The sequence below is a fragment of the Kytococcus schroeteri genome, from assembly GCF_042433515.1.
Taxonomy (GTDB): domain Bacteria; phylum Actinomycetota; class Actinomycetes; order Actinomycetales; family Dermatophilaceae; genus Kytococcus; species Kytococcus schroeteri.
Genome location: NZ_JBHLVH010000004.1, coordinates 58156 through 76338, shown reverse-complemented (window position 1 = coordinate 76338; position 18183 = coordinate 58156). Strand labels below are relative to the sequence as shown.

16 protein-coding genes and 1 pseudogene are annotated in these 18183 nt (G+C 73.3%); 15 read left to right on the top strand and 2 right to left on the bottom strand.

The features are described 5' to 3' along the window. Nucleotides 1-338 precede the first annotated feature (338 nt). The 6 genes from rpsB to rlmN all read left to right on the top strand — a co-directional run bounded on the left by rpsB (nucleotide 339) and on the right by rlmN (nucleotide 5790). Entirely contained in the window at nucleotides 339-1181 is an 843-nt protein-coding gene (rpsB, locus tag ACFFHC_RS02100; RefSeq protein ID WP_070704657.1) for a 30S ribosomal protein S2, read from the top strand. 51 nt (nucleotides 1182-1232) lie between these two features. After that, a complete protein-coding gene (tsf, locus tag ACFFHC_RS02095) occupies nucleotides 1233-2081 on the top strand; it encodes a translation elongation factor Ts (RefSeq protein WP_070704660.1) in 849 nt (282 codons plus the stop codon). 123 nt (nucleotides 2082-2204) lie between these two features. Continuing rightward, nucleotides 2205-2939, top strand: coding sequence for a UMP kinase (gene pyrH, locus ACFFHC_RS02090; RefSeq protein WP_070704663.1), 735 nt, complete (start codon nucleotides 2205-2207; stop codon nucleotides 2937-2939). A gap of 64 nt (nucleotides 2940-3003) precedes the next feature. Beyond that, nucleotides 3004-3564, top strand: a complete 561-nt coding sequence (frr, locus tag ACFFHC_RS02085; protein WP_070704666.1) for a ribosome recycling factor — start codon at nucleotides 3004-3006, stop codon at nucleotides 3562-3564. A gap of 19 nt (nucleotides 3565-3583) precedes the next feature. Continuing rightward, the gene (locus ACFFHC_RS02080; protein WP_070704669.1) at nucleotides 3584-4456 is read left to right on the top strand and encodes a phosphatidate cytidylyltransferase; all 873 of its coding nucleotides are present in this window, start codon (nucleotides 3584-3586) and stop codon (nucleotides 4454-4456) included. Between the two features lie 68 nt (nucleotides 4457-4524). After that, complete coding sequence (rlmN, locus tag ACFFHC_RS02075) at nucleotides 4525-5790, top strand: 23S rRNA (adenine(2503)-C(2))-methyltransferase RlmN (protein WP_070704672.1); 1266 nt, start codon at nucleotides 4525-4527, stop codon at nucleotides 5788-5790. A 1-nt stretch (nucleotide 5791) separates the two neighbouring features. Here rlmN and ACFFHC_RS02070 read toward each other — a convergent pair whose 3' ends face one another. Further along, nucleotides 5792-7003 carry an LOG family protein gene (locus ACFFHC_RS02070; RefSeq protein WP_379802643.1) on the bottom strand — a complete coding sequence of 404 codons (1212 nt, stop codon included), beginning with the start codon at nucleotides 7001-7003 and terminating at the stop codon, nucleotides 5792-5794. 63 nt (nucleotides 7004-7066) lie between these two features. Between ACFFHC_RS02070 and pta the strand changes: the two genes are divergently transcribed. The 8 genes from pta to ACFFHC_RS02030 all read left to right on the top strand — a co-directional run bounded on the left by pta (nucleotide 7067) and on the right by ACFFHC_RS02030 (nucleotide 16864). Then, nucleotides 7067-9193, top strand: coding sequence for a phosphate acetyltransferase (gene pta / locus ACFFHC_RS02065; RefSeq protein ID WP_379802640.1), 2127 nt, complete (start codon nucleotides 7067-7069; stop codon nucleotides 9191-9193). Beyond that, nucleotides 9190-10374, top strand: coding sequence for an acetate/propionate family kinase (locus tag ACFFHC_RS02060; RefSeq protein WP_379802638.1), 1185 nt, complete (start codon nucleotides 9190-9192; stop codon nucleotides 10372-10374). Before pta ends, ACFFHC_RS02060 begins: the two co-directional genes overlap by 4 nt. Before the next feature lie 5 nt (nucleotides 10375-10379). Continuing rightward, on the top strand, nucleotides 10380-11882 hold the full coding sequence (locus ACFFHC_RS02055; protein ID WP_379802635.1) for an NAD-dependent succinate-semialdehyde dehydrogenase: 1503 nt from the start codon (nucleotides 10380-10382) through the stop codon (nucleotides 11880-11882). A gap of 181 nt (nucleotides 11883-12063) precedes the next feature. Further along, the gene (locus ACFFHC_RS02050; RefSeq protein WP_070705888.1) at nucleotides 12064-12909 is read left to right on the top strand and encodes a GH25 family lysozyme; all 846 of its coding nucleotides are present in this window, start codon (nucleotides 12064-12066) and stop codon (nucleotides 12907-12909) included. A 42-nt stretch (nucleotides 12910-12951) separates the two neighbouring features. Then, nucleotides 12952-14136: a 1-deoxy-D-xylulose-5-phosphate reductoisomerase gene (gene dxr / locus ACFFHC_RS02045; protein WP_101849435.1), complete on the top strand. Its 1185-nt coding sequence runs from the start codon at nucleotides 12952-12954 to the stop codon at nucleotides 14134-14136. After that, nucleotides 14136-15455 (top strand): M50 family metallopeptidase, encoded by a 1320-nt coding sequence (locus ACFFHC_RS02040; protein ID WP_101849447.1) that lies wholly within the window; start codon nucleotides 14136-14138, stop codon nucleotides 15453-15455. Before dxr ends, ACFFHC_RS02040 begins: the two co-directional genes overlap by 1 nt. A 21-nt stretch (nucleotides 15456-15476) precedes the next feature. Continuing rightward, nucleotides 15477-16634 carry a flavodoxin-dependent (E)-4-hydroxy-3-methylbut-2-enyl-diphosphate synthase gene (gene ispG / locus ACFFHC_RS02035; RefSeq protein ID WP_070703434.1) on the top strand — a complete coding sequence of 386 codons (1158 nt, stop codon included), beginning with the start codon at nucleotides 15477-15479 and terminating at the stop codon, nucleotides 16632-16634. A gap of 35 nt (nucleotides 16635-16669) precedes the next feature. Next, on the top strand, nucleotides 16670-16864 hold the full coding sequence (locus ACFFHC_RS02030; protein ID WP_070703433.1) for a hypothetical protein: 195 nt from the start codon (nucleotides 16670-16672) through the stop codon (nucleotides 16862-16864). A gap of 66 nt (nucleotides 16865-16930) precedes the next feature. Here the strand turns inward: ACFFHC_RS02030 and ACFFHC_RS02025 are convergent, their stop codons facing one another. Beyond that, a complete protein-coding gene (locus tag ACFFHC_RS02025) occupies nucleotides 16931-17059 on the bottom strand; it encodes a hypothetical protein (protein WP_256374409.1) in 129 nt (42 codons plus the stop codon). Between the two features lie 207 nt (nucleotides 17060-17266). On the opposite strand from ACFFHC_RS02025, the pseudogene ACFFHC_RS02020 reads away from it, so the two are divergent. After that, nucleotides 17267-18128 (top strand): annotated as a pseudogene (locus ACFFHC_RS02020) (AMP-binding protein); the annotation flags it as partial. Nucleotides 18129-18183 lie beyond the last annotated feature (55 nt).

Here is an 18183-nt window from a genome sequence, read left to right as displayed (position 1 = left end):
GCGAGGTGTCCATGCCGCGAGGCTGCCGGGGGAGGAGCTGCACCCGTGGCGGGTCGCGCGGCCCCCTGTGGACGCCGGGAGGGGGCCCTACGTGGGCCCACAGGCGAGGGCGTCGCGCAGGGGCACGTCTCGCCGTGGGATAGACTCGGGGACACGTGTGATCTGTCGGTGTGCCCGAGACCTTCCGAGGAATCCGGGCCCGCCGCCGGTGAGCGCGAATTCGCGCCCGGGTCTCGACCCGCGCGCCCGTGGTCCCCGACCGTCCACCCGGACGCGGGGTGGGGTGCGCCACCCGGGCCAGGAGACAACTGCACCCCATCAGAAAGCGAGACCTCGGCATGGCCGTCGTCACCATGCGCCAGCTCCTCGAGAGCGGCGTCCACTTCGGACACCAGACCCGTCGCTGGAACCCCAAGATGAAGCGCTTCATCATGACCGAGCGCAACGGCATCTACATCATCGACCTGCAGCAGTCGCTGACCTACCTCAACGAGGCCCACGAGTTCGTCAAGCAGACCGTGGCCCACGGCGGCACCATCCTGTTCGTCGGTACCAAGAAGCAGGCCCAGGAGACCATCGCCGAGCAGGCCACCCGCGTGGGCATGCCCTACGTGAACCACCGCTGGCTGGGCGGCATGCTCACCAACTTCCAGACCGTGGCCAAGCGCCTGGAGCGCCTGAAGGAGCTCGAGGCCATCGACTTCGACGACGTGGCCAACTCCGGCCGCACCAAGAAGGAGCTGCTGGTCCTCAAGCGCGAGCTCGACAAGCTCGACCGCACCCTGGGCGGCATCCGCGACATGACCCGCACCCCCTCCGCGGTCTGGGTCGTGGACACCAAGAAGGAGCACCTGGCCGTCACCGAGGCCCGCAAGCTCCGCATCCCGGTCATCGCCATCCTGGACACCAACTGCGACCCCGACGAGGTCGACTACGCCGTGCCGGGCAACGACGACGCCATCCGCTCCGTCTCGCTGCTGACCCGCATCGTGGCCGACGCCGCCGCCGAGGGCCTCATGGCCCGCAACGGTGGGGGCAACGCCGCCGCCGACGAGCCCATGGCCGAGTGGGAGCGCGAGCTGCTCGCCGGTGAGGGTGCCGAGACCCCGGCCGCCACCGAGGCGCCCGCCGAGGCCGCCGCCGCCGCCGAGGGCGAGTCCACCGACTCCGCCCAGGCCTGAGCCACCCGAACCGACCGCAGATCCACCACACCGAAGGAGCAACGAAGGTTCATGGCGAACTACACCGCTGCTGACATCAAGGCCCTGCGTGAGCAGACCGGCGCCGGGATGCTGGACGTCAAGAAGGCCCTCGACGAGTCGAACGGCGACATCGAGGCCGCGAAGGAGGCCCTGCGCATCAAGGGCCTCAAGGGTGTGACCAAGCGTGAGGGCCGCTCGGCCTCCAACGGCCTGGTCGCCGCGCACACCGGCAACGGTGCGGGCACCCTGCTCGAGATCAACTGCGAGACCGACTTCGTGGCCAAGGGCGAGAAGTTCATCGCCCTGGCGGACAAGGTGCTGGGCCACGCCGCCGAGCAGCAGATCGACTCCGCCGAGGCGCTGCTGTCCTCCGAGCTGGACGGCCAGACCGTCCAGGCGCTGCTGGACTCCTCCAACGCCGAGATCGGCGAGAAGATCGAGGTGCGCAACCTCGCTCGCCTGACCGCCCCCGAGGGGGGCCAGGTCGTGGCCTACCTGCACAAGACCTCGCCGGACCTGCCGGCGCAGATCGGTGTGCTCGTGGCCACCACCGGCACCGACGAGCAGATCGGCCGCGACGTGGCCATGCACGCCGCCGCCTTCGCCCCCACCGCCCTCACCCGCGACGAGATCGACCCCACCGTGGTGGAGAACGAGCGTCGCATCGCCGAGGAGACGGCCAAGGAGGAGGGCAAGCCGGAGCAGGCCCTGCCGAAGATCATCGAGGGCCGCGTGAACGCCTTCTTCAAGGACAACGTGCTGCTCGACCAGCCCTTCGCCAAGGACCCCAAGAAGTCCGTGGCCAAGGTGGCCGAGGAGGCCGGCGCCGAGGTCACCGGCTTCGTGCGCTTCAAGGTCGGTTCCGACCTGCAGGCCTGATCCCTGCACCGCACGAAGGGCCCACCCCGCACGGGGTGGGCCCTTCGGCGTCCCCGCCGGGAGGGTGTGCAAGGATCGTCCGGGCCCGAAGGCCCGCCGCACCGTGACCCAGGAGGCCAGCCGATGAGCACGACCGCAGAGCAGAGCACCGCAGCACGCCGGGTGCTGCTAAAGATGTCCGGAGAGGTGTTCGGTGGCGGGTCGGTCGGCGTGGACCCCGACGTGGTGAAGGGCATCTCCGCCCAGATCGCCGATGCCGTCCGCGAGGGCGTGCAGGTGGCCATCGTGGTGGGCGGCGGCAACTTCTTCCGCGGCGCCGAGCTGCAGACCAAGGGCATGGAGCGCACCCGGGCCGACTACATGGGCATGCTCGGCACGGTCATGAACTGCCTGGCGCTGCAGAACTTCCTCGAGGCCGAGGGCGTGGACACGCGCGTGCAGACCGCCATCGAGATGACCCAGGTCGCCGAGCCGTACATTCCGCGCCGCGCCATCCGCCACCTCGAGAAGGGGCGCGTGGTGATCTTCGGCGCCGGGGCGGGCATGCCCTTCTTCACCACCGACACCGTGGCCGCCCAGCGCGCGCTGGAGATCAAGTGCGACGAGGTGCTCATGAGCAAGTCGGGCGTCGACGGCGTCTACAGCGCCGACCCCCACACCGACCCCACCGCCGAGCGCTACGAGCACCTCACCTTCGCCGAGGCCCTGGCCAAGCAGCTCCGCATCGCCGACGCCGCCGCCTTCTCGCTGTGCATGGAGAACAAGCTGCCGATGATGGTCTTCGGCATGCAGGGCGAGGGCGCCATCGCGCAGGCCCTGCGTGGTGAGAGAATCGGCACCATCGTCACGGCCGACTGAGCCGGACCGGCACCACCGGCCCCGCACGGCCACCCCGAACCACCACGAGACACAGGAGTTCCGCATGACCGTCAAGGACGCGCTGACCGAGGCCCAGCAGAAGATGGAGAAGGCCATCGAGGTCGCCCACGAGGACATGGCGGACATCCGCACCGGCCGTGCCCACGCCGGCATGTTTTCCAAGATCATGGTCGACTACTACGGCGCCCCGACCCCGCTGCAGCAGCTGGCGTCCTTCCAGGTGCCCGAGGCCCGCACGATCATGGTGCAGCCCTTCGACAAGTCGGCGATGTCCGCCATCGAGAAGGCCCTGCGCGAGTCCGAGCTGGGCGTGAACCCGTCCAACGACGGCAACCAGATCCGCTGCGTGCTGCCGGCCCTCACCGAGGAGCGCCGCAAGGAGTACATCAAGCTGGCCAAGGGCAAGGGCGAGGAGGCCCGCGTGTCCCTGCGCAACGTGCGCCGTGCGGCCAAGGAGCAGATCGACAAGCTGGTCAAGGACGGCGAGATCGGCGAGGACGAGGGCGCCCGTGGCGAGAAGGAGCTCGAGGCCCTCACGAAGAAGCACACCGACCAGGTGGAGGAGATCCTGAAGGCCAAGGAGGCCGAGCTCCTCGAGGTCTGACCCGGCCCACACCGATCCCGTGTCCGCCACACCGAGCGCCGGCCGCAACCTGCCGGCGGCCATCACGGTCGCACTCGCCCTCGCGACGCTGATCATCGTCTCCCTGGTGATCCGGCGCGAGGGTTTCGTGCTGCTCGCCGGCGCCGCCGGTGCGGTGGCGGCCTGGGAGCTGATGCAGGCGCTGCGCCACCGCCCGGGCGGCATCCGGGTGCCGTGGGTCCCCACCGTGGTGGGCCCGATGGTGATCGCCTGGTCCACCTGGTTCGCCGGTGGGTCGGGGCTCGCGGTGTCCGCCGTGGCGATGGTGGCGCTCCAGGTGGTGTGGAGGGCCTACCGCCCGCAGCGCGACGACCGGGAGGACCCCTACCACCCGGCCTCGGCGGGGGTCCCCCGCGCCATCGCGGACGTGACCGGCGCCGCGCTGGTGACGGGCTACGTGGGGGCGCTCGCGGCGTGCGCGGTGCTGCTGGTCTCCCCGGCGGACGGCGTGCAGCGCGTGGTGGCCCTGGTGCTGCTCGTGGCCTGCTCGGACGTCGGCGGGTACGCCGCGGGGGTGCGCTTCGGCCGCCACCCGATGGCGCCGCACCTGAGCCCCAAGAAGTCCTGGGAGGGCTTCGCCGGGTCGGTGTGCGCGGCCGCCCTGGGGGGACTGGCGGTGATGGCGTGGGTGCTGCCCGGGCCGCTGTGGGTGGGCCCGCTGCTCGGCGTGACGGTGGCGCTGGCGGCCACGGTGGGGGACTTCGCCGAGTCCTCCCTCAAGCGTGACCTGGGCGTCAAGGACATGAGCAACCTGCTGCCGGGCCACGGCGGCATCATGGACCGCCTCGACTCCCTGCTGGTGGCCGCGCCGGTGGCCTGGGCCATCCTCGCGGTGGCGGTGCCCACGCCCTGACCGCCCGGACCCGGTGGTCCCGCCTCGCGCCCTGCCCGGGGTGTGGTGGCAGTGCGATGATGGGGGCGATGACCGACCTGCCGCAGCCCACCACCCAGCCGCCCGCCCCGGGCCAGCTCACCTTCACCGCCCCGCGCCGTGGCAAGCCGCCGCAGCACCTGGCGGACCTCGACATGGACGGCCGCAGGGCGGCGGTCACCGAGGCCGGCTGGCCAGCCTTCCGCGCCAGCCAGCTCTCCAAGCACTTCTTCGAGCGGTGGACCGACGAGCCGGCCGCGATGACGGACCTGCCCAAGGCCGGCCGCGAGGAGACCGTGCGCGCCCTCATGCCGCGTCTGCTCACCCCGGTGAGCGTGCAGCGTGCCGACGACGGCGCCACGGTCAAGACCCTCTGGCGCCTCCACGACGGGGCGCTGGTGGAGTCGGTGCTCATGCGCTACCCGCGCCGCGTGACGCTGTGCCTCTCCAGCCAGGCCGGGTGCGGCATGAACTGCCCCTTCTGCGCCACCGGGCAGCAGGGCCTGACCCGCAACCTGTCCACCGCCGAGATCGTGGGCCAGCTGGTGGCGGCCAACCGCATGCTCAACGACCCCGAGGCGCCCGGGCTCACCCCGCCGCCGGAGCTCGCCGAGGGCCAGGTGGAGCTGGGTGAGAACGACGCCGACCCCGCGCTGGACGGGACCGAGGACCCGCTGGACACCCCGATGGCGGCCGGCGGCCCGCTGCGGGTGCACAACGTGGTGTTCATGGGCATGGGCGAGGCCCTGGCCAACTACCGTCGCGCGGTCGACGCCGTGCGGCGCATGGTGGAGCCTGCCCCGCACGGGCTGGGGATGAGCGCCCGCGGCCTGACGATGAGCACAGTGGGCCTGGTGCCCGCCATCGACAAGTTCGCCGCCGAGGGCGTGCCCGCCACGCTGGCGCTCAGCCTGCACGCCCCGGACGACGAGCTCCGCGACGAGCTGGTTCCCATCAACACCCGGTGGAACGTGGACCAGGCGCTGGACGCCGCGTACCGCTACTACCAGGCCACGGGCCGGCGCGTGAGCATCGAGTACGCCCTCATCCGCGACATCAACGACCACGCCTGGCGCGCCGACCTGCTGGGGGAGAAGCTCAACGCCCGCGGCCGCGGCTGGGTGCACGTCAACCCCATCCCGCTCAACCCGACGCCGGGCTCCAAGTGGACCGCCTCGCGCCCCGGCGTGGAGCAGCAGTTCGTGGAGCGGCTGCGCGCCGCCGGCATCCCCACCACGGTGCGCGACACCCGCGGCTCGGACATCGACGGCGCGTGCGGGCAGCTGGCCGCCGCTCCGGAGGGCACCCTGGCCTGACTCAGGCGGGCCCGATGCGGTGCGCGGCCTCGCGCACGTCGTCCACCAGGTGCAGCACGCCGCCCAGGGCGCGGTCGGTGCCGAGGGCCTCCAGCAGCGGCCACACCGGCAGGCTCCGCGTCCAGTGCTCCCGCCCCACGAGCACGAGTGCCCCGAGCTCACAGCCCGGCGTGGCGTAGTAGAGGCGCGTGGCCACCTGGAAGACCTCCTGCACGGTGCCGGCGGCGCCGGGGAGCACCACGAGGCCCGCGTCGGACCGGGCCAGCAGCACGTCCTCGCGGACGGCGTTGGAGAACAGCTTGGCGATGCGCTGCGCCAGCACGTTGGGCGGCTCGTGGCCGTAGAACCAGGTGGGCACGCCCACGCTGCGCAGGCGGGCGGGTGCGGCCGCGCAGGCCTCGGCACCGGGCGTCTCGCCGGCGGCGCGCAGCAGGGTGTCGCGGGCGGCGAACCCGGCGCGCGCCCAGGCGGCCACGTCGTCGAACCCGGGCACCACGGCCACGAGGGCCAGGGCCTCCTGGAGCGCGGCGTGGTCCGGGGCCAGCGCGCCGAGGTTGGCCGCCTCCATCGCGCCGGGGCCGCCGCCGGTGAGCACCAGGTGCCCGGCCCGCGCGAGCTCGTGGCCCAGGGCCGCGGCCTCGGCGTACCCGGGGGTGCCGCGCTGCAGGGCGTGCCCGCCCATGACCCCCACCACGCTGTGGCCGGCCAGGTCGTCCACGAGGGCGTCCACCACCGTGTCGTCGTGGATGGCGCGCAGCACCGAGACGTAGGGGTCCCCCTCGAGGCGCTCGGTGCGGAACCACGCGTGGGCGCGCCCGTCCGGGGTGGCCGCGTACCCGTGGGCGTCGAGGCCGGCGTAGAGCTCCTCGGAGGTGTAGGTGCACCCGCGGTAGGGGTGCACCGGCGCCTCGGGGGCGGGTGGGAAGACGATGGCCCCGGCGGCCAGCAGGTGGTCGCGCACCGGGGTGGGAACCTGCCCGCCGAAGAGCACCACGCCCGCGAGGGCCGCCGGGGGCAGGGCGAGCAGCCGGTCGGCCACCGGGCGCAGGTCGAGACCCTGCAGGGCCACCCGGTCGAGGCTGTCCCGCCCGGCCTCCACGCGGTCCAGCAGGCGCTCCAGCGAGGCGGTGGTGGCCACCTCGCGGGCCGGGGTCACCGGGTGCTCCCGGTGGCCGGCGAGGGGGACGGCGGGCAGGTGGCCGGCGGTGCTCATGCCCCGACCGTAGCCCGCACCCCCGGGCCGGAGCAGGCCCTGCGTGCTGGCAGAGTTGGGCCCATGAACGCCCGCACCGTCATGGTCGCCTCCCCGGAGGGCAGCACCGGCAAGTCCGCCGTCGCCCTGGCCCTCGTCGACGCCGCCGTCGGACTGGTCGAGCGGGTCGGGGTCTTCCGCCCCGTCGCCCGCGCCGAGGACCGCGACGCCGACCCCATCCTCCAGGCCCTGCTCACCCGGGCGGGGTCCTCCGTGCCGCCGGCCGACGCGGTGGGCGTCACCTACGAGAAGGTGCACGCCGACGAGGAGGCGGCCCTGGCCCAGGTGCTCACGGCCTACCACCGGCTGGCCGACGAGTGCGACCTGGTCGTCGTGCTCGGGTCGGACTTCACCGACGTCACGGGCCCCACCGAGTTCTCCTTCAACGCCCGCGTGGCGGCCAACCTCGCGGCCCCGATGGTGCTCGTGGTGCACGGGCAGGACCGCACGCCCGAGCAGGTGCGCACCGTGGTGGAGGTGTGCGTCCACGAGGCCGAGGCCCAGCACGCGGACGTGCTCGGCGTGGTGGTCAACCGGGTCACCGGCGGGGAGTCCGAGGCCGATGCCGTGGCCGCCGGCGCCGCGGGGATCACGCGGTCGTCCGGGGGTGAGGTGCCCCTGCTGGGCGCCGTGCCGGACCTGCCGCTGCTCTCGGCGCCCACCGTGCGCGACGTGATGGCCGCCGTGGAGGGCACCCTGCTGTGGGGCGACGAGGCCGCCCTGGACCGGGAGGTCGAGGACGTGCTCGTGGGCGGCATGAACCCCGAGCACATCCTGGAGCGTCTCGCCGACGGCCAGCTGTGCATCGCCGCCAGCGACCGTGTGGAGATCCTGCTGACCCTCATCGCGGCGCACACCTCCGAGGGCTTCCCGACCCTCAGCGCCGTGGTGCTCAACGGCGGCTTCGAGGTGAGCGAGCAGGTGCGGGCGCTGGTGCAGGGCCTCAACCTGCGGCTGCCCGTCATCGAGACCGCGGGCAACACCTACGAGACCGCCCGGGCCGCCGCGGGGGCACGCGGCCTGCTGGGGCAGGGGAGTGGCCGCAAGACCGCCGCCGCGCTGGCCCTGGTGGGCGGGCGCCTGGACGCCCGGGGGGTGCTGGAGCAGCTCGACGTGCGGCCCACCTCGGCCGTGACGCCGCTGATCTTCCAGCACCAGCTCGTGGAACGCGCCGCCGCCAGCCGCCGCCACCTCGTGCTCCCCGAGGGCGGGGACGACCGCATCCTGCGCGCCGCCGGCCGGGTGCTCACCCGCGACCTGGTGGACCTGACCGTGCTCGGCGACGTGGACGCGATGACGGCCCGTGCCCGCGAGCTGGGCGTGGACCTCTCCCGCGCCACCCTGCGCGACCCGGCCTCGGACCCCGATGCCGAACGTCTCGCCGAGCTCTACACCGAGCTGCGGAAGCACAAGGGCATGACCCTGGCCACCGCGCGGACGGTGGTCACCGACCCCAACACCTTCGGCACCCTGCTGGTGCGCGACGGGCAGTGCGACGGCATGGTCAGCGGTGCCGCCCACACGACGGCCGACACGATCCGCCCGGCCTTCCAGGTCATCGGCACCGCCCCGGGCAGCACGGAGGTCTCCAGCTGCTTCCTCATGTGCCTGGCCGACCGCGTGCTCGTCTTCGCCGACTGCGCGGTCATCCCCGAGCCCACGAGCGACGAGCTCGCCGGCATCGCGGTGGCCAGCGCCGCCACGGCCCGCGCCTTCGGCATCGAGCCGCGGGTGGCCATGCTCAGCTACTCCACCGGCGAGTCCGGCTCCGGCAAGGAGGTGGAGAAGGTGCGCGCGGCCACCGAGCGGGTGCGCGAGCTGGCCCCCGACCTGCCGGTGGCCGGGCCCATCCAGTACGACGCCGCGGTGGAGCCCTCCGTGGCCGCCTCCAAGATGCCGGACTCCGACGTGGCCGGCCGGGCCACGGTGCTGGTCTTCCCGGACCTCAACACCGGCAACAACACCTACAAGGCCGTGCAGCGCATGGCCGGGGCGCTCGCCGTGGGCCCGCTGCTGCAGGGCCTGGCCAGCCCGGTGAACGACCTCTCGCGCGGGGCGCTGGAGGACGACATCGTCAACACCATCCTCATGACCGCCGTGCAGGCGGCCACCACCCAGACCACCCCGTCCACCGCAGGGAGCCCCTCGTGAGCGCACTCGTCATCAACGCCGGCTCCTCGTCGGTGAAGTTCCAGGTCCTCGACCCCGGGTCCGGCCAGGTGCACGCCAAGGGCCTGGTGGAGCGCATCGGCGAGCCGTCCGGTGAGGCCACGCTCGTGCTGCGCGGCGAGGAGTCCGGGGTGCAGCAGCCCTTCACCGACCACACCGAGGCCCTCGGCTGGGTGCTCGACCGGCTGGGGGAGGGCGGCCTGCTGGAGGAGGTCGAGGTGGTGGGCCACCGCGTCGTCCACGGCGGCCGCCGCTTCACCGCACCGGTGCTCCTCGACGACGCCGTGGTGGAGGTGGTGCGCGAGCTCTCCCCGCTGGCGCCGCTGCACAACCCCGCCAACGTGCTGGGCATCGAGGCCGCCCGCCAACACCTGCCGCAGGTGCCGCACGTGGGTGTCTTCGACACCGCCTTCTTCGCCGACCTGCCGGCCGAGGCACGCACCTACGCCCTGGACGCCGAGGTGGCCGAGCGCCACCGCATCGCCCGGTACGGCTTCCACGGCACGAGCCACGACTACGTCTCCGAACGCGCCGCGCGCGACCTGGGCCGCTCCCGCGAGGACCTGCGCACGGTGGTGCTCCACCTGGGCAACGGGGCGTCGGCCTCGGCGGTGCGCTACGGCCGGCCCGTGGACACGACCATGGGCATGACGCCCTTGGAGGGCCTGGTCATGGGCACCCGGACCGGCGATCTCGACCCCGGCGTCATCCTCCACCTGCAACGTCAGGGCATGAGCGCCGGCGAGGTCGACGAGCTGCTCAACCGTCGCAGCGGCCTCAAGGGCATGACCGGCACGGGCGACATGCGCGAGGTGCGCGCCGCGGCCACCGCCGGCGACGAGCGGGCCCGGCTGGCCCTCGACGTCTCCCTGCACCGCCTGGTGCGCTACGTGGGGGCCTTCCACGCCGTGATGGGCGGCCTGGACGCGCTGGTCTTCACCGCCGGCGTCGGGGAGAACAACGTGGAGCTGCGCGCCGAGCTCTGCGAGCGGCTGGCCGCACTGGGGGTGGTGCTCGACGAGCAGGCCAACGCCTCGGTGCCGCGGGGTACGGCCGGCTCCACCGTCGTCTCCGCGCCGGAGTCGTCGGTGGCGGTGCTGGTGACCCCCACCAACGAGGAGCTCGCCATCGCGCGCGCGGCCCAGGAGGCAGTGGCAGGCTGAGGGGCATGACCTCCCACGCAGACCTGCAGCAGCGCCTCCACGACCTCGCACCCGCCTCCTGGACCGGCCTGTACGTCGGCGGGGCGTGGCGCGAGGCCACCGGCGGCGGGACCTTCGCCGTCACCGACCCCAGCGACGGCACCGTCCTGCGCGAGGTGGCCGACGCCACCGTCGAGGACGGCGTGGCCGCCCTGGACGCCGCGGTGGGGGCCGCGGCCGACTGGGCAGCGACCCCGGCCCGGGAGCGCTCGGACGTGCTCCGCCGCGCCTTCGACCTGCTCACCGAGCGCACCGAGGACGTCGCCGCCCTCATGACGCTGGAGATGGGCAAGTCCCTCGAGGAGTCCCGCGGCGAGGTGGCCTACGGCGCCGAGTTCCTGCGCTGGTTCTCCGAGGAGGCGGTGCGCCTGGAGGGCCGCATGGTGCCTGCCCCCGCCGGCGGGTCCACCATCCTCACCCGCCGCAAGCCGGTGGGGCCGGTGTACGCCATCACCCCGTGGAACTTCCCGCTGGCCATGGGCACCCGCAAGGTGGGCCCGGCGCTCGCGGCAGGCTGCACGGTGGTGCTCAAGCCCGCCGAGGCCACGCCGCTCACCGCGATGCTGCTCGTGGACGTGCTCGCCGAGGCGGGTGTGCCGGCGGGCGTGGTCAACCTCGTGACCACCGCCGACGCGAAGGCGGTGTCCTCCCGCATCATCACCGACCCGCGGCTGCGCAAGCTGACTTTCACCGGGTCCACCCCGGTGGGCACCTCCCTGCAGGAGCAGGCGGCCCCGGGCCTGCTGCGCACGTCCATGGAGCTCGGCGGCAACGCGCCGTTCGTGGTGCTCGACGACGCCGACCTGGACGCCGCGGTGGAGGGTGCGATGGCGGCCAAGTTCCGCAACATCGGGCAGGCCTGCACGGCGGCCAACCGCTTCGTGGTGCAGCGCGGCGTGGCCGAGGAGTTCACCCGCCGCCTGGCCGAGGCGGCCGCGGCCCGGCGGGTCGGGCGCGGGGGCGACGAGGGCACGGACCTGGGCCCCCTGGTCGATGCCGACGCCCTGGCCAAGGTGACCGAGCTCGTCACCGACGCGCTGGACCGCGGTGCCACCGTGGCCACCGGCGGCCCCGAGGCCAGCGCGGCGCTGCGCGCCGACCTGCCCGAGGGCGGCAGCTGGTACGCGCCCACCGTGCTGGCCGACGTGCCGGCCGGGGCGCGCCTCCTGGCCGAGGAGGTCTTCGGCCCGGTGGCGCCGATGCACGTGGTGGACACCGAGGAGGAGGCGCTGGCGGCGGCCAACGACACCGAGTTCGGCCTCGTCGGCTTCGTCTACTCCCGTGACGTCTCGCGGCTCATGCGCTTCTCGGCGGGCCTGCAGACCGGCATGGTCGGGCTCAACATGGGCGTGGTCTCCCAGCCCGCGGCACCCTTCGGCGGCGTGAAGCACTCCGGCCTGGGGCGCGAGGGCGGTCACGAGGGCGTGGAGGAGTATCTCGACACGCAGTACCTCGGCCTGGCCGACTGAGAGTGGTGCGGCGCGGGGGGCCCAAACGCCCTGCGGCGGTGACCGGTACACGGTGGTCGGTCAGTTTTCGGTCAAGGAACCCGGGCGCCTCTGGACGGGTGGGGCGGGCCTCCCTAGCCTGCCCGACGGTGCCCGGGTGCCCGGGCCCGCACGCCCCGACCCCTCACCAGGACGCGCACTCATGTCTCGTACCCGCACGCTCGCTGCTGCCACCCTCCTGCTCGCCGCCCTCTCCGCACCGGCCGTCGCCAGCGGCACCGGCGACGCCGCCCCGGACGACCTCCCCACCTCGGGGGAGGGCGCCACGATGGGCTCCACCCTCCCCGTCGAGGAGCCCGGTTCCGTCACCGCCTTCGGTCGCGCCCCCATCGACCCGGTGGCCGAGCTCACCCACGGCCCCTACGGCGTGGACACGAGTGGCCACACCACCATCGAGGACTGGCAGTGGTTCACCGACCACTCGGCCCAGTTCGTGTGGATCAAGGCCACCGAGGGCACCTACCTGGCCACCGACTCCTTCAGCGACCAGTGGAAGGGCGCCACCGAGCAGGGGATGCTCCGGGGCAGCTACCACTTCGCCAACCCGGAGGTCTCCTCCGGACGCCAGCAGGCCGAGTACTTCGTGGCCCACCGCGGCGGCTGGAGCCCGGACGGCCGCACCCTGCCTGGCGCGCTGGACATGGAGTACAACCCCTACGGCCCGGTCTGCTACGGCAAGTCCCAGGCCGAGATGGCCGCCTGGGCCCGGGACTTCATCACCCGCTACGAGGAGCTCACCGGGGTCAAGCCGGTCGTCTACACCAACGCCCACTGGTGGAACACCTGCGTGGGCACGGCCGACTTCTCGGACGTGAAGCTCTGGCTGGCCCGCTACTCCAGCGCCCCCGGCATCGCGCCCAAGTCGTGGTCGATGCACGGCGCCACCCACACCATCTGGCAGGCCTACCCCGTGGACGCCCACGGGTACGACGTGAACCGCGTGCACGGCGACCGCGCCGACCTGGAGCGGCTGGCGCGCCGGGGCTGAGCACCCGCTGGGACCCCGGGGGTGGGCCGTACGCTGGCGCCCATGTCTCCGCGCCGCGTCACGCTCCTGGGGTCCACCGGCTCCATCGGCACCCAGGCCCTGCAGGTCGTCGACCAGAACCCCGGACGCTTCACCGTCCACGGGCTGGCGGCCGGCGGCAGCGACCTGGCCCTCCTGGCCCGCCAGGTGGTGACGGCCCGTCCCGAGGTGGTGGCCCTCGCCCGGGGCACCGAGGCCGAGCTGCGCGCCGCCCTGGCCGCCACGCCGGGCGGCGAGGCGCTGCGCCCCCGCGTGCTCACGGGGCCGGACGCCGCCACCGAGCTGGCCGCTGAGCCCGTGGACGTGGTGCTCAACGGCATCACCGGGTCCATCGGCCTGCGTCCCACCCTCGCGGCGCTCGAGGCCGGCAGCACCCTGGCGCTGGCCAACAAGGAGTCGCTCATCGTGGGCGGGCCGCTCGTGGAGGCCGCACGCCGACGCCCCGACCAGATCGTGCCCGTGGACTCCGAGCACGCCGCCATCGCCCAGTGCCTGGCCTCCGGGCGCGCCCAGGAGGTGCGCCGGCTGGTCGTGACGGCCTCCGGCGGCCCCTTCCGCGGCCGCACCCGCGCCGAGCTCGAGGGCGTGACGCCCGCCGAGGCCCTGGCCCACCCGAACTTCGCCATGGGTCACGTCATCACCACCAACTCGGCCACGCTGGTCAACAAGGGCCTGGAGGTCATCGAGGCCCACCTGCTCTTCGGGGTGCCCTACGAGCGCATCCAGGTGGTGGTGCACCCGCAGCAGCAGATCCACTCGATGGTGGAGTTCCACGACGGCTCCACCATCGCCCAGATCGGGCCTCCGCGGATGCTCGTGCCCATCGCGCTGGGGCTGAGCTGGCCGGAGCGGCTCACCGACGTGGACGAGCCCACGGACTGGACCACCCCCATGCAGTGGGACTTCGCCCCGCTCGATGCCGAGGCCTTCCCGGCGGTGGACCTCGCCGTGCACGTGGGTCGCCTCGGCGGCACGGCCCCGGCGGTCTACAACGCGGCCAACGAGGAGTGCGTGGAGGCCTTCCACGACGGCCGGCTGCCGTTCACCGGCATCGTGGACACCGTCGCGCAGGTGGTGGAGCAGCTGGGTGCCGGGGGAGAGGAGTCGCTCACCCTGGACGACGTGCTGGCCGCCGAGGACCGCGCCCGCGAGGCCGCCCACCGCGCCATCGAGGGGCACGCGGCGTGATGCTCTACCTGCTGGGCGTGCTGGTGGTCTTCCTGGGCATCTGCGCCTCCATCGCCCTGCACGAGGTGGGCCACCTGCTGCCGGCCAAGGCCTCGCGGGTGCGGGTCACGCAGTACATGGTCGGCTTCGGCCCCACCCTGTGGTCCACCCGCCGGGGGGAGACCGAGTACGGCGTCAAGGCAATCCCGTTGGGCGGGTACATCCGCATGATCGGCATGCTGCCGCCGCGCCGTGAGGACCCGGCCGGCACGGTCCGCCGCAGCTCCACCGGCCTGCTCGACCAGGTCTCCGAGGACGCGCGCGCCGCGGCCCTGGAGGAGGTGCGCCCCGAGGACGCCGACCGCGTCTTCTACAAGCTGCCGGTCTGGCGCAAGGTCATGATCATGCTCGGCGGGCCGCTGGTGAACCTGCTCATCGCCGTGGTGCTGCTCACGGGGCTGCTGACCCTGCACGGCACGGCCCAGCCGACCACGACCGTCAAGGCCGTGGTGGAGTGCGTGACCGACGACCCGCAGGCCACGCAGTGCGGTCCGGGGGACGACCCGAGTCCCGCCGCCGCGGCCGGGCTCCGGCCGGGTGACCACATCGTGGAGGTGGCCGGTGCGCCGGTGGACTCCTGGCAGCAGGTCACCGACGCCATCCGCAGCGGGGGCGACCATCCCCTGCCGCTGGTGGTGGAGCGCGACGGAGAGCGGGTCGAGCTCACCGCCCACCCGGTGCTGCGCGAGCGGCCGAAGGTGGTCGACGGCGAGGTCGTCGAGCGCGACGGCCAGCCGGTCACCGAGGAGGTCGGCTACCTGGGCGCCTCCCCGGCGCACGAGATGGTGCGCCAGCCGCTCTCGGCGGTGCCCCCGGCGGTCGGCGACGGGCTGTGGCGCACCGCCTCGGTGGTGTTCACCATCCCGGCGCGCCTGTGGGACGTGGGCCAGACCGTGCTGGGTCTGGAGGAGCGCGACCCCAACGGTCCGATGTCGGTGGTCGGCGTGGGTCGCGTGGCCGGGGAGGTGACCTCGAGCCAGGAGCTCGGCCTCGACTGGGGTGAGCGCGTGGCCTTCTGGGGCAGCCTGCTGGCCGGTCTCAACCTGGCCCTGTTCGTGTTCAACCTCGTGCCGCTGCTGCCCCTGGACGGTGGGCACGTGGCCGGCGCGCTGTGGGAGGGGACCCGACGCGCGTGGGCCCGCCTGCGCGGACTGCCGGACCCCGGGTACGTCGACGTGGCCCGCATGATGCCGCTGGCCACCGGCATGGCCGTGGTGCTGCTGGGCATGTCCCTGCTGCTGATCTACGCCGACATCGTGGCGCCGGTGAGCCTCGGCTGAGCCGCTTGCGATACTGGGGGCATGACCGATCTGGGAATGCCCGCGCCCGCCCCGCAGACCGTCGCCCCGCGCCGCAGGAGCCGCAAGATCAAGGTCGGTGACCTGTTCGTCGGCGGCGACGCCCCGGTGAGCGTGCAGACCATGACCACCACCAAGACGGCGGACGTCAACGGCACGCTGCAGCAGATCGCCGAGCTGACGGCCGCCGGCTGCGACATCGTGCGCGTGGCCTGCCCCACCCAGGACGATGCCGACGCACTGCCGGCCATCGCGGCCAAGAGCCAGATCCCGGTCATCGCCGACATCCACTTCCAGCCCAAGTACGTCTTCGCCGCCATCGACGCCGGGTGCGCGGCGGTGCGCGTGAACCCGGGCAACATCAAGAAGTTCGACGACCAGGTGGGCGCCATCGCGAGGGCCGCCAAGGACGCCGGGGTGTCCCTGCGCATCGGCGTGAACGCGGGCTCGCTGGACAAGCGACTCTACGAGAAGTACGGCGCCCCCACCCCGGAGGCTCTCGTGGAGTCGGCCGTGTGGGAGGCCTCTCTGTTCGAGGAGCACGACTTCCACGACTTCAAGATCTCGGTCAAGCACAACGACCCGGTGGTCATGATCCGCGCCTACGAGATGCTCGCCGAGCAGGGCGACTGGCCGCTGCACCTGGGCGTCACCGAGGCCGGGCCGGCCTTCCAGGGCACCATCAAGTCCGCCACGGCGTTCGGCGCGCTGCTGGCCAAGGGCATCGGCGACACCATCCGCGTGAGCCTCTCGGCCCCGCCGGTGGAGGAGGTCAAGGTCGGCACGCAGATCCTGCAGGCGCTCAACCTGCGCCCCCGCAAGCTGGAGATCGTCTCCTGCCCGTCGTGCGGCCGCGCCCAGGTGGACGTCTACAAGCTGGCCGATGAGGTGACCGCCGGCCTGGAGGGCATGACCGTCCCGCTGCGCGTGGCCGTCATGGGCTGCGTCGTCAACGGCCCCGGTGAGGCCCGCGAGGCCGACCTCGGCGTGGCCAGCGGCAACGGCAAGGGCCAGATCTTCGTCAAGGGTGAGGTCATCAAGACTGTCCCGGAGAGCCAGATCGTGGAGACCCTCATCGAAGAGGCGATGCGGATCGCCGAGGAGATGGGCGAGCCCGTTGACGGCGAGGGGACCGGCCCGGTCGTCACCGCCAAGGGCTGAGCAGCGGGGACCGGATGGCCAGGCAGAGGATTCCTGTGCCGGAGCTCGTCATCGGGCTGTTCGCCCTGGTCGCGTTGTCGACCATCGCGGACGGTGGCGGCTCGCCGGTGTACCTGACAGTGGCCGCCCTGTCCATCCCGTCGATGCCCGTCGCGGCCGTCCTGGTCACCGTGGCCACCACCGCCTACGTCGTGACCTACGCCAGGACGCGCCGCGGGGTCGACGCCTGAGGAGCGCACGTCGGGGGCCCGGGCACGTCACGTCCCCGGGCCCCCGACGTGCGTGGTCCGCTCGCCTCAGAAGAGGTTGACGGCCAGGTTGAGCAGGACCGTCAGCGCGACCGAGGCGATGACGGAGAACAGGATCATGGCCAGGCAGCCGGGGCCGCCGCCGAGGGGGCGGACGTCGGTGTTGCCGATGCGCATGCCTCGAGGCTAGTGGGGGAGTGGCGCCGCCGCAGGTCGTGCCGGCGCACGGGGGCCGGCTGCGGGAGGTCACGGGCCGGTTGACGATCGGGCGTCCCCCTCGACGCTGCGGGGTGGCCGTGCCCACAATCGACGCGGAGCCGCGGGGCGTCCGTGACTCGGCGATGGCCGGCACGACCGGCGCGGCCGGCGGAGAGGCGGACGACCATGAGTCTGCACCTCCCGACCCCCGGATCCGGGTCCTATGCCGACGTCCACCGACGCAGCCTGGAGGACCCCGAGGGATTCTGGCTCGAGGCGGCCGGCGCCATCGACTGGGTGAAGCGCCCCACCCGGGCCCTGGACGACGCCGACGCACCGCTCTACCGGTGGTTCCCCGACGGAGAGCTCAAGGTGTGCTTCAACGTGCTGGACCGTCACGTCATCCACGGCCGCGGAGAGCAGGCGGCGCTCGTGTACGACTCCCCGGTCACCGGCACGCAGCGGACGTACACCTACGCGAGCTGCTCGACGAGGTGGTCCGCTGCGCCAGTGGGTTGCGGGACCTGGGCGTCGGCAAGGGCGACACCGTCGTCATCTACCTGCCGATGGTGCCGCAGGCGGTCGTGGCGATGCTGGCGTGCGCCCGGCTGGGAGCCATCTGCCTGCGGATGCCGATGCCGCCGGGCACGCTGCCCACGCTGTGGGGCGACGACGAGCGCTACGTCTCCAGCTACCTCTCGGCCCACCCGGGCACCACCTCACCGGTGACGGCGGGATGGTGGACGGCGACGGCTACGTGCACGTCCTGGGCCGCACCGACGACGTGCTGAACGTGGCCGGGCACCGTCTCTCGAGCGGCTCGCTGGAGCAGGCGATCGCGGGGCACCCCTCGGTGGCCGAGTGCGCGGTCATGGGCGTGGCCGACCAGCTCAAGGGCCAGGTGCCGCGTGCCCTGGTGGTGCTCAAGGACGGTGTGGAGCTCGACGACGCCGGGCGGGAGGCCCTGGCGGCCGAGGTGGTGCAGCGGGTCCGCGACGACGTGGGGGTGGTGGCCGCACTCAAGGAGGTGGACGTGGTGGAGGCCCTGCGGGAGGTGCCGCTGCGCCGCTGAGGCGCGAGCCCGGCCGCCCGCCCGCACCGGC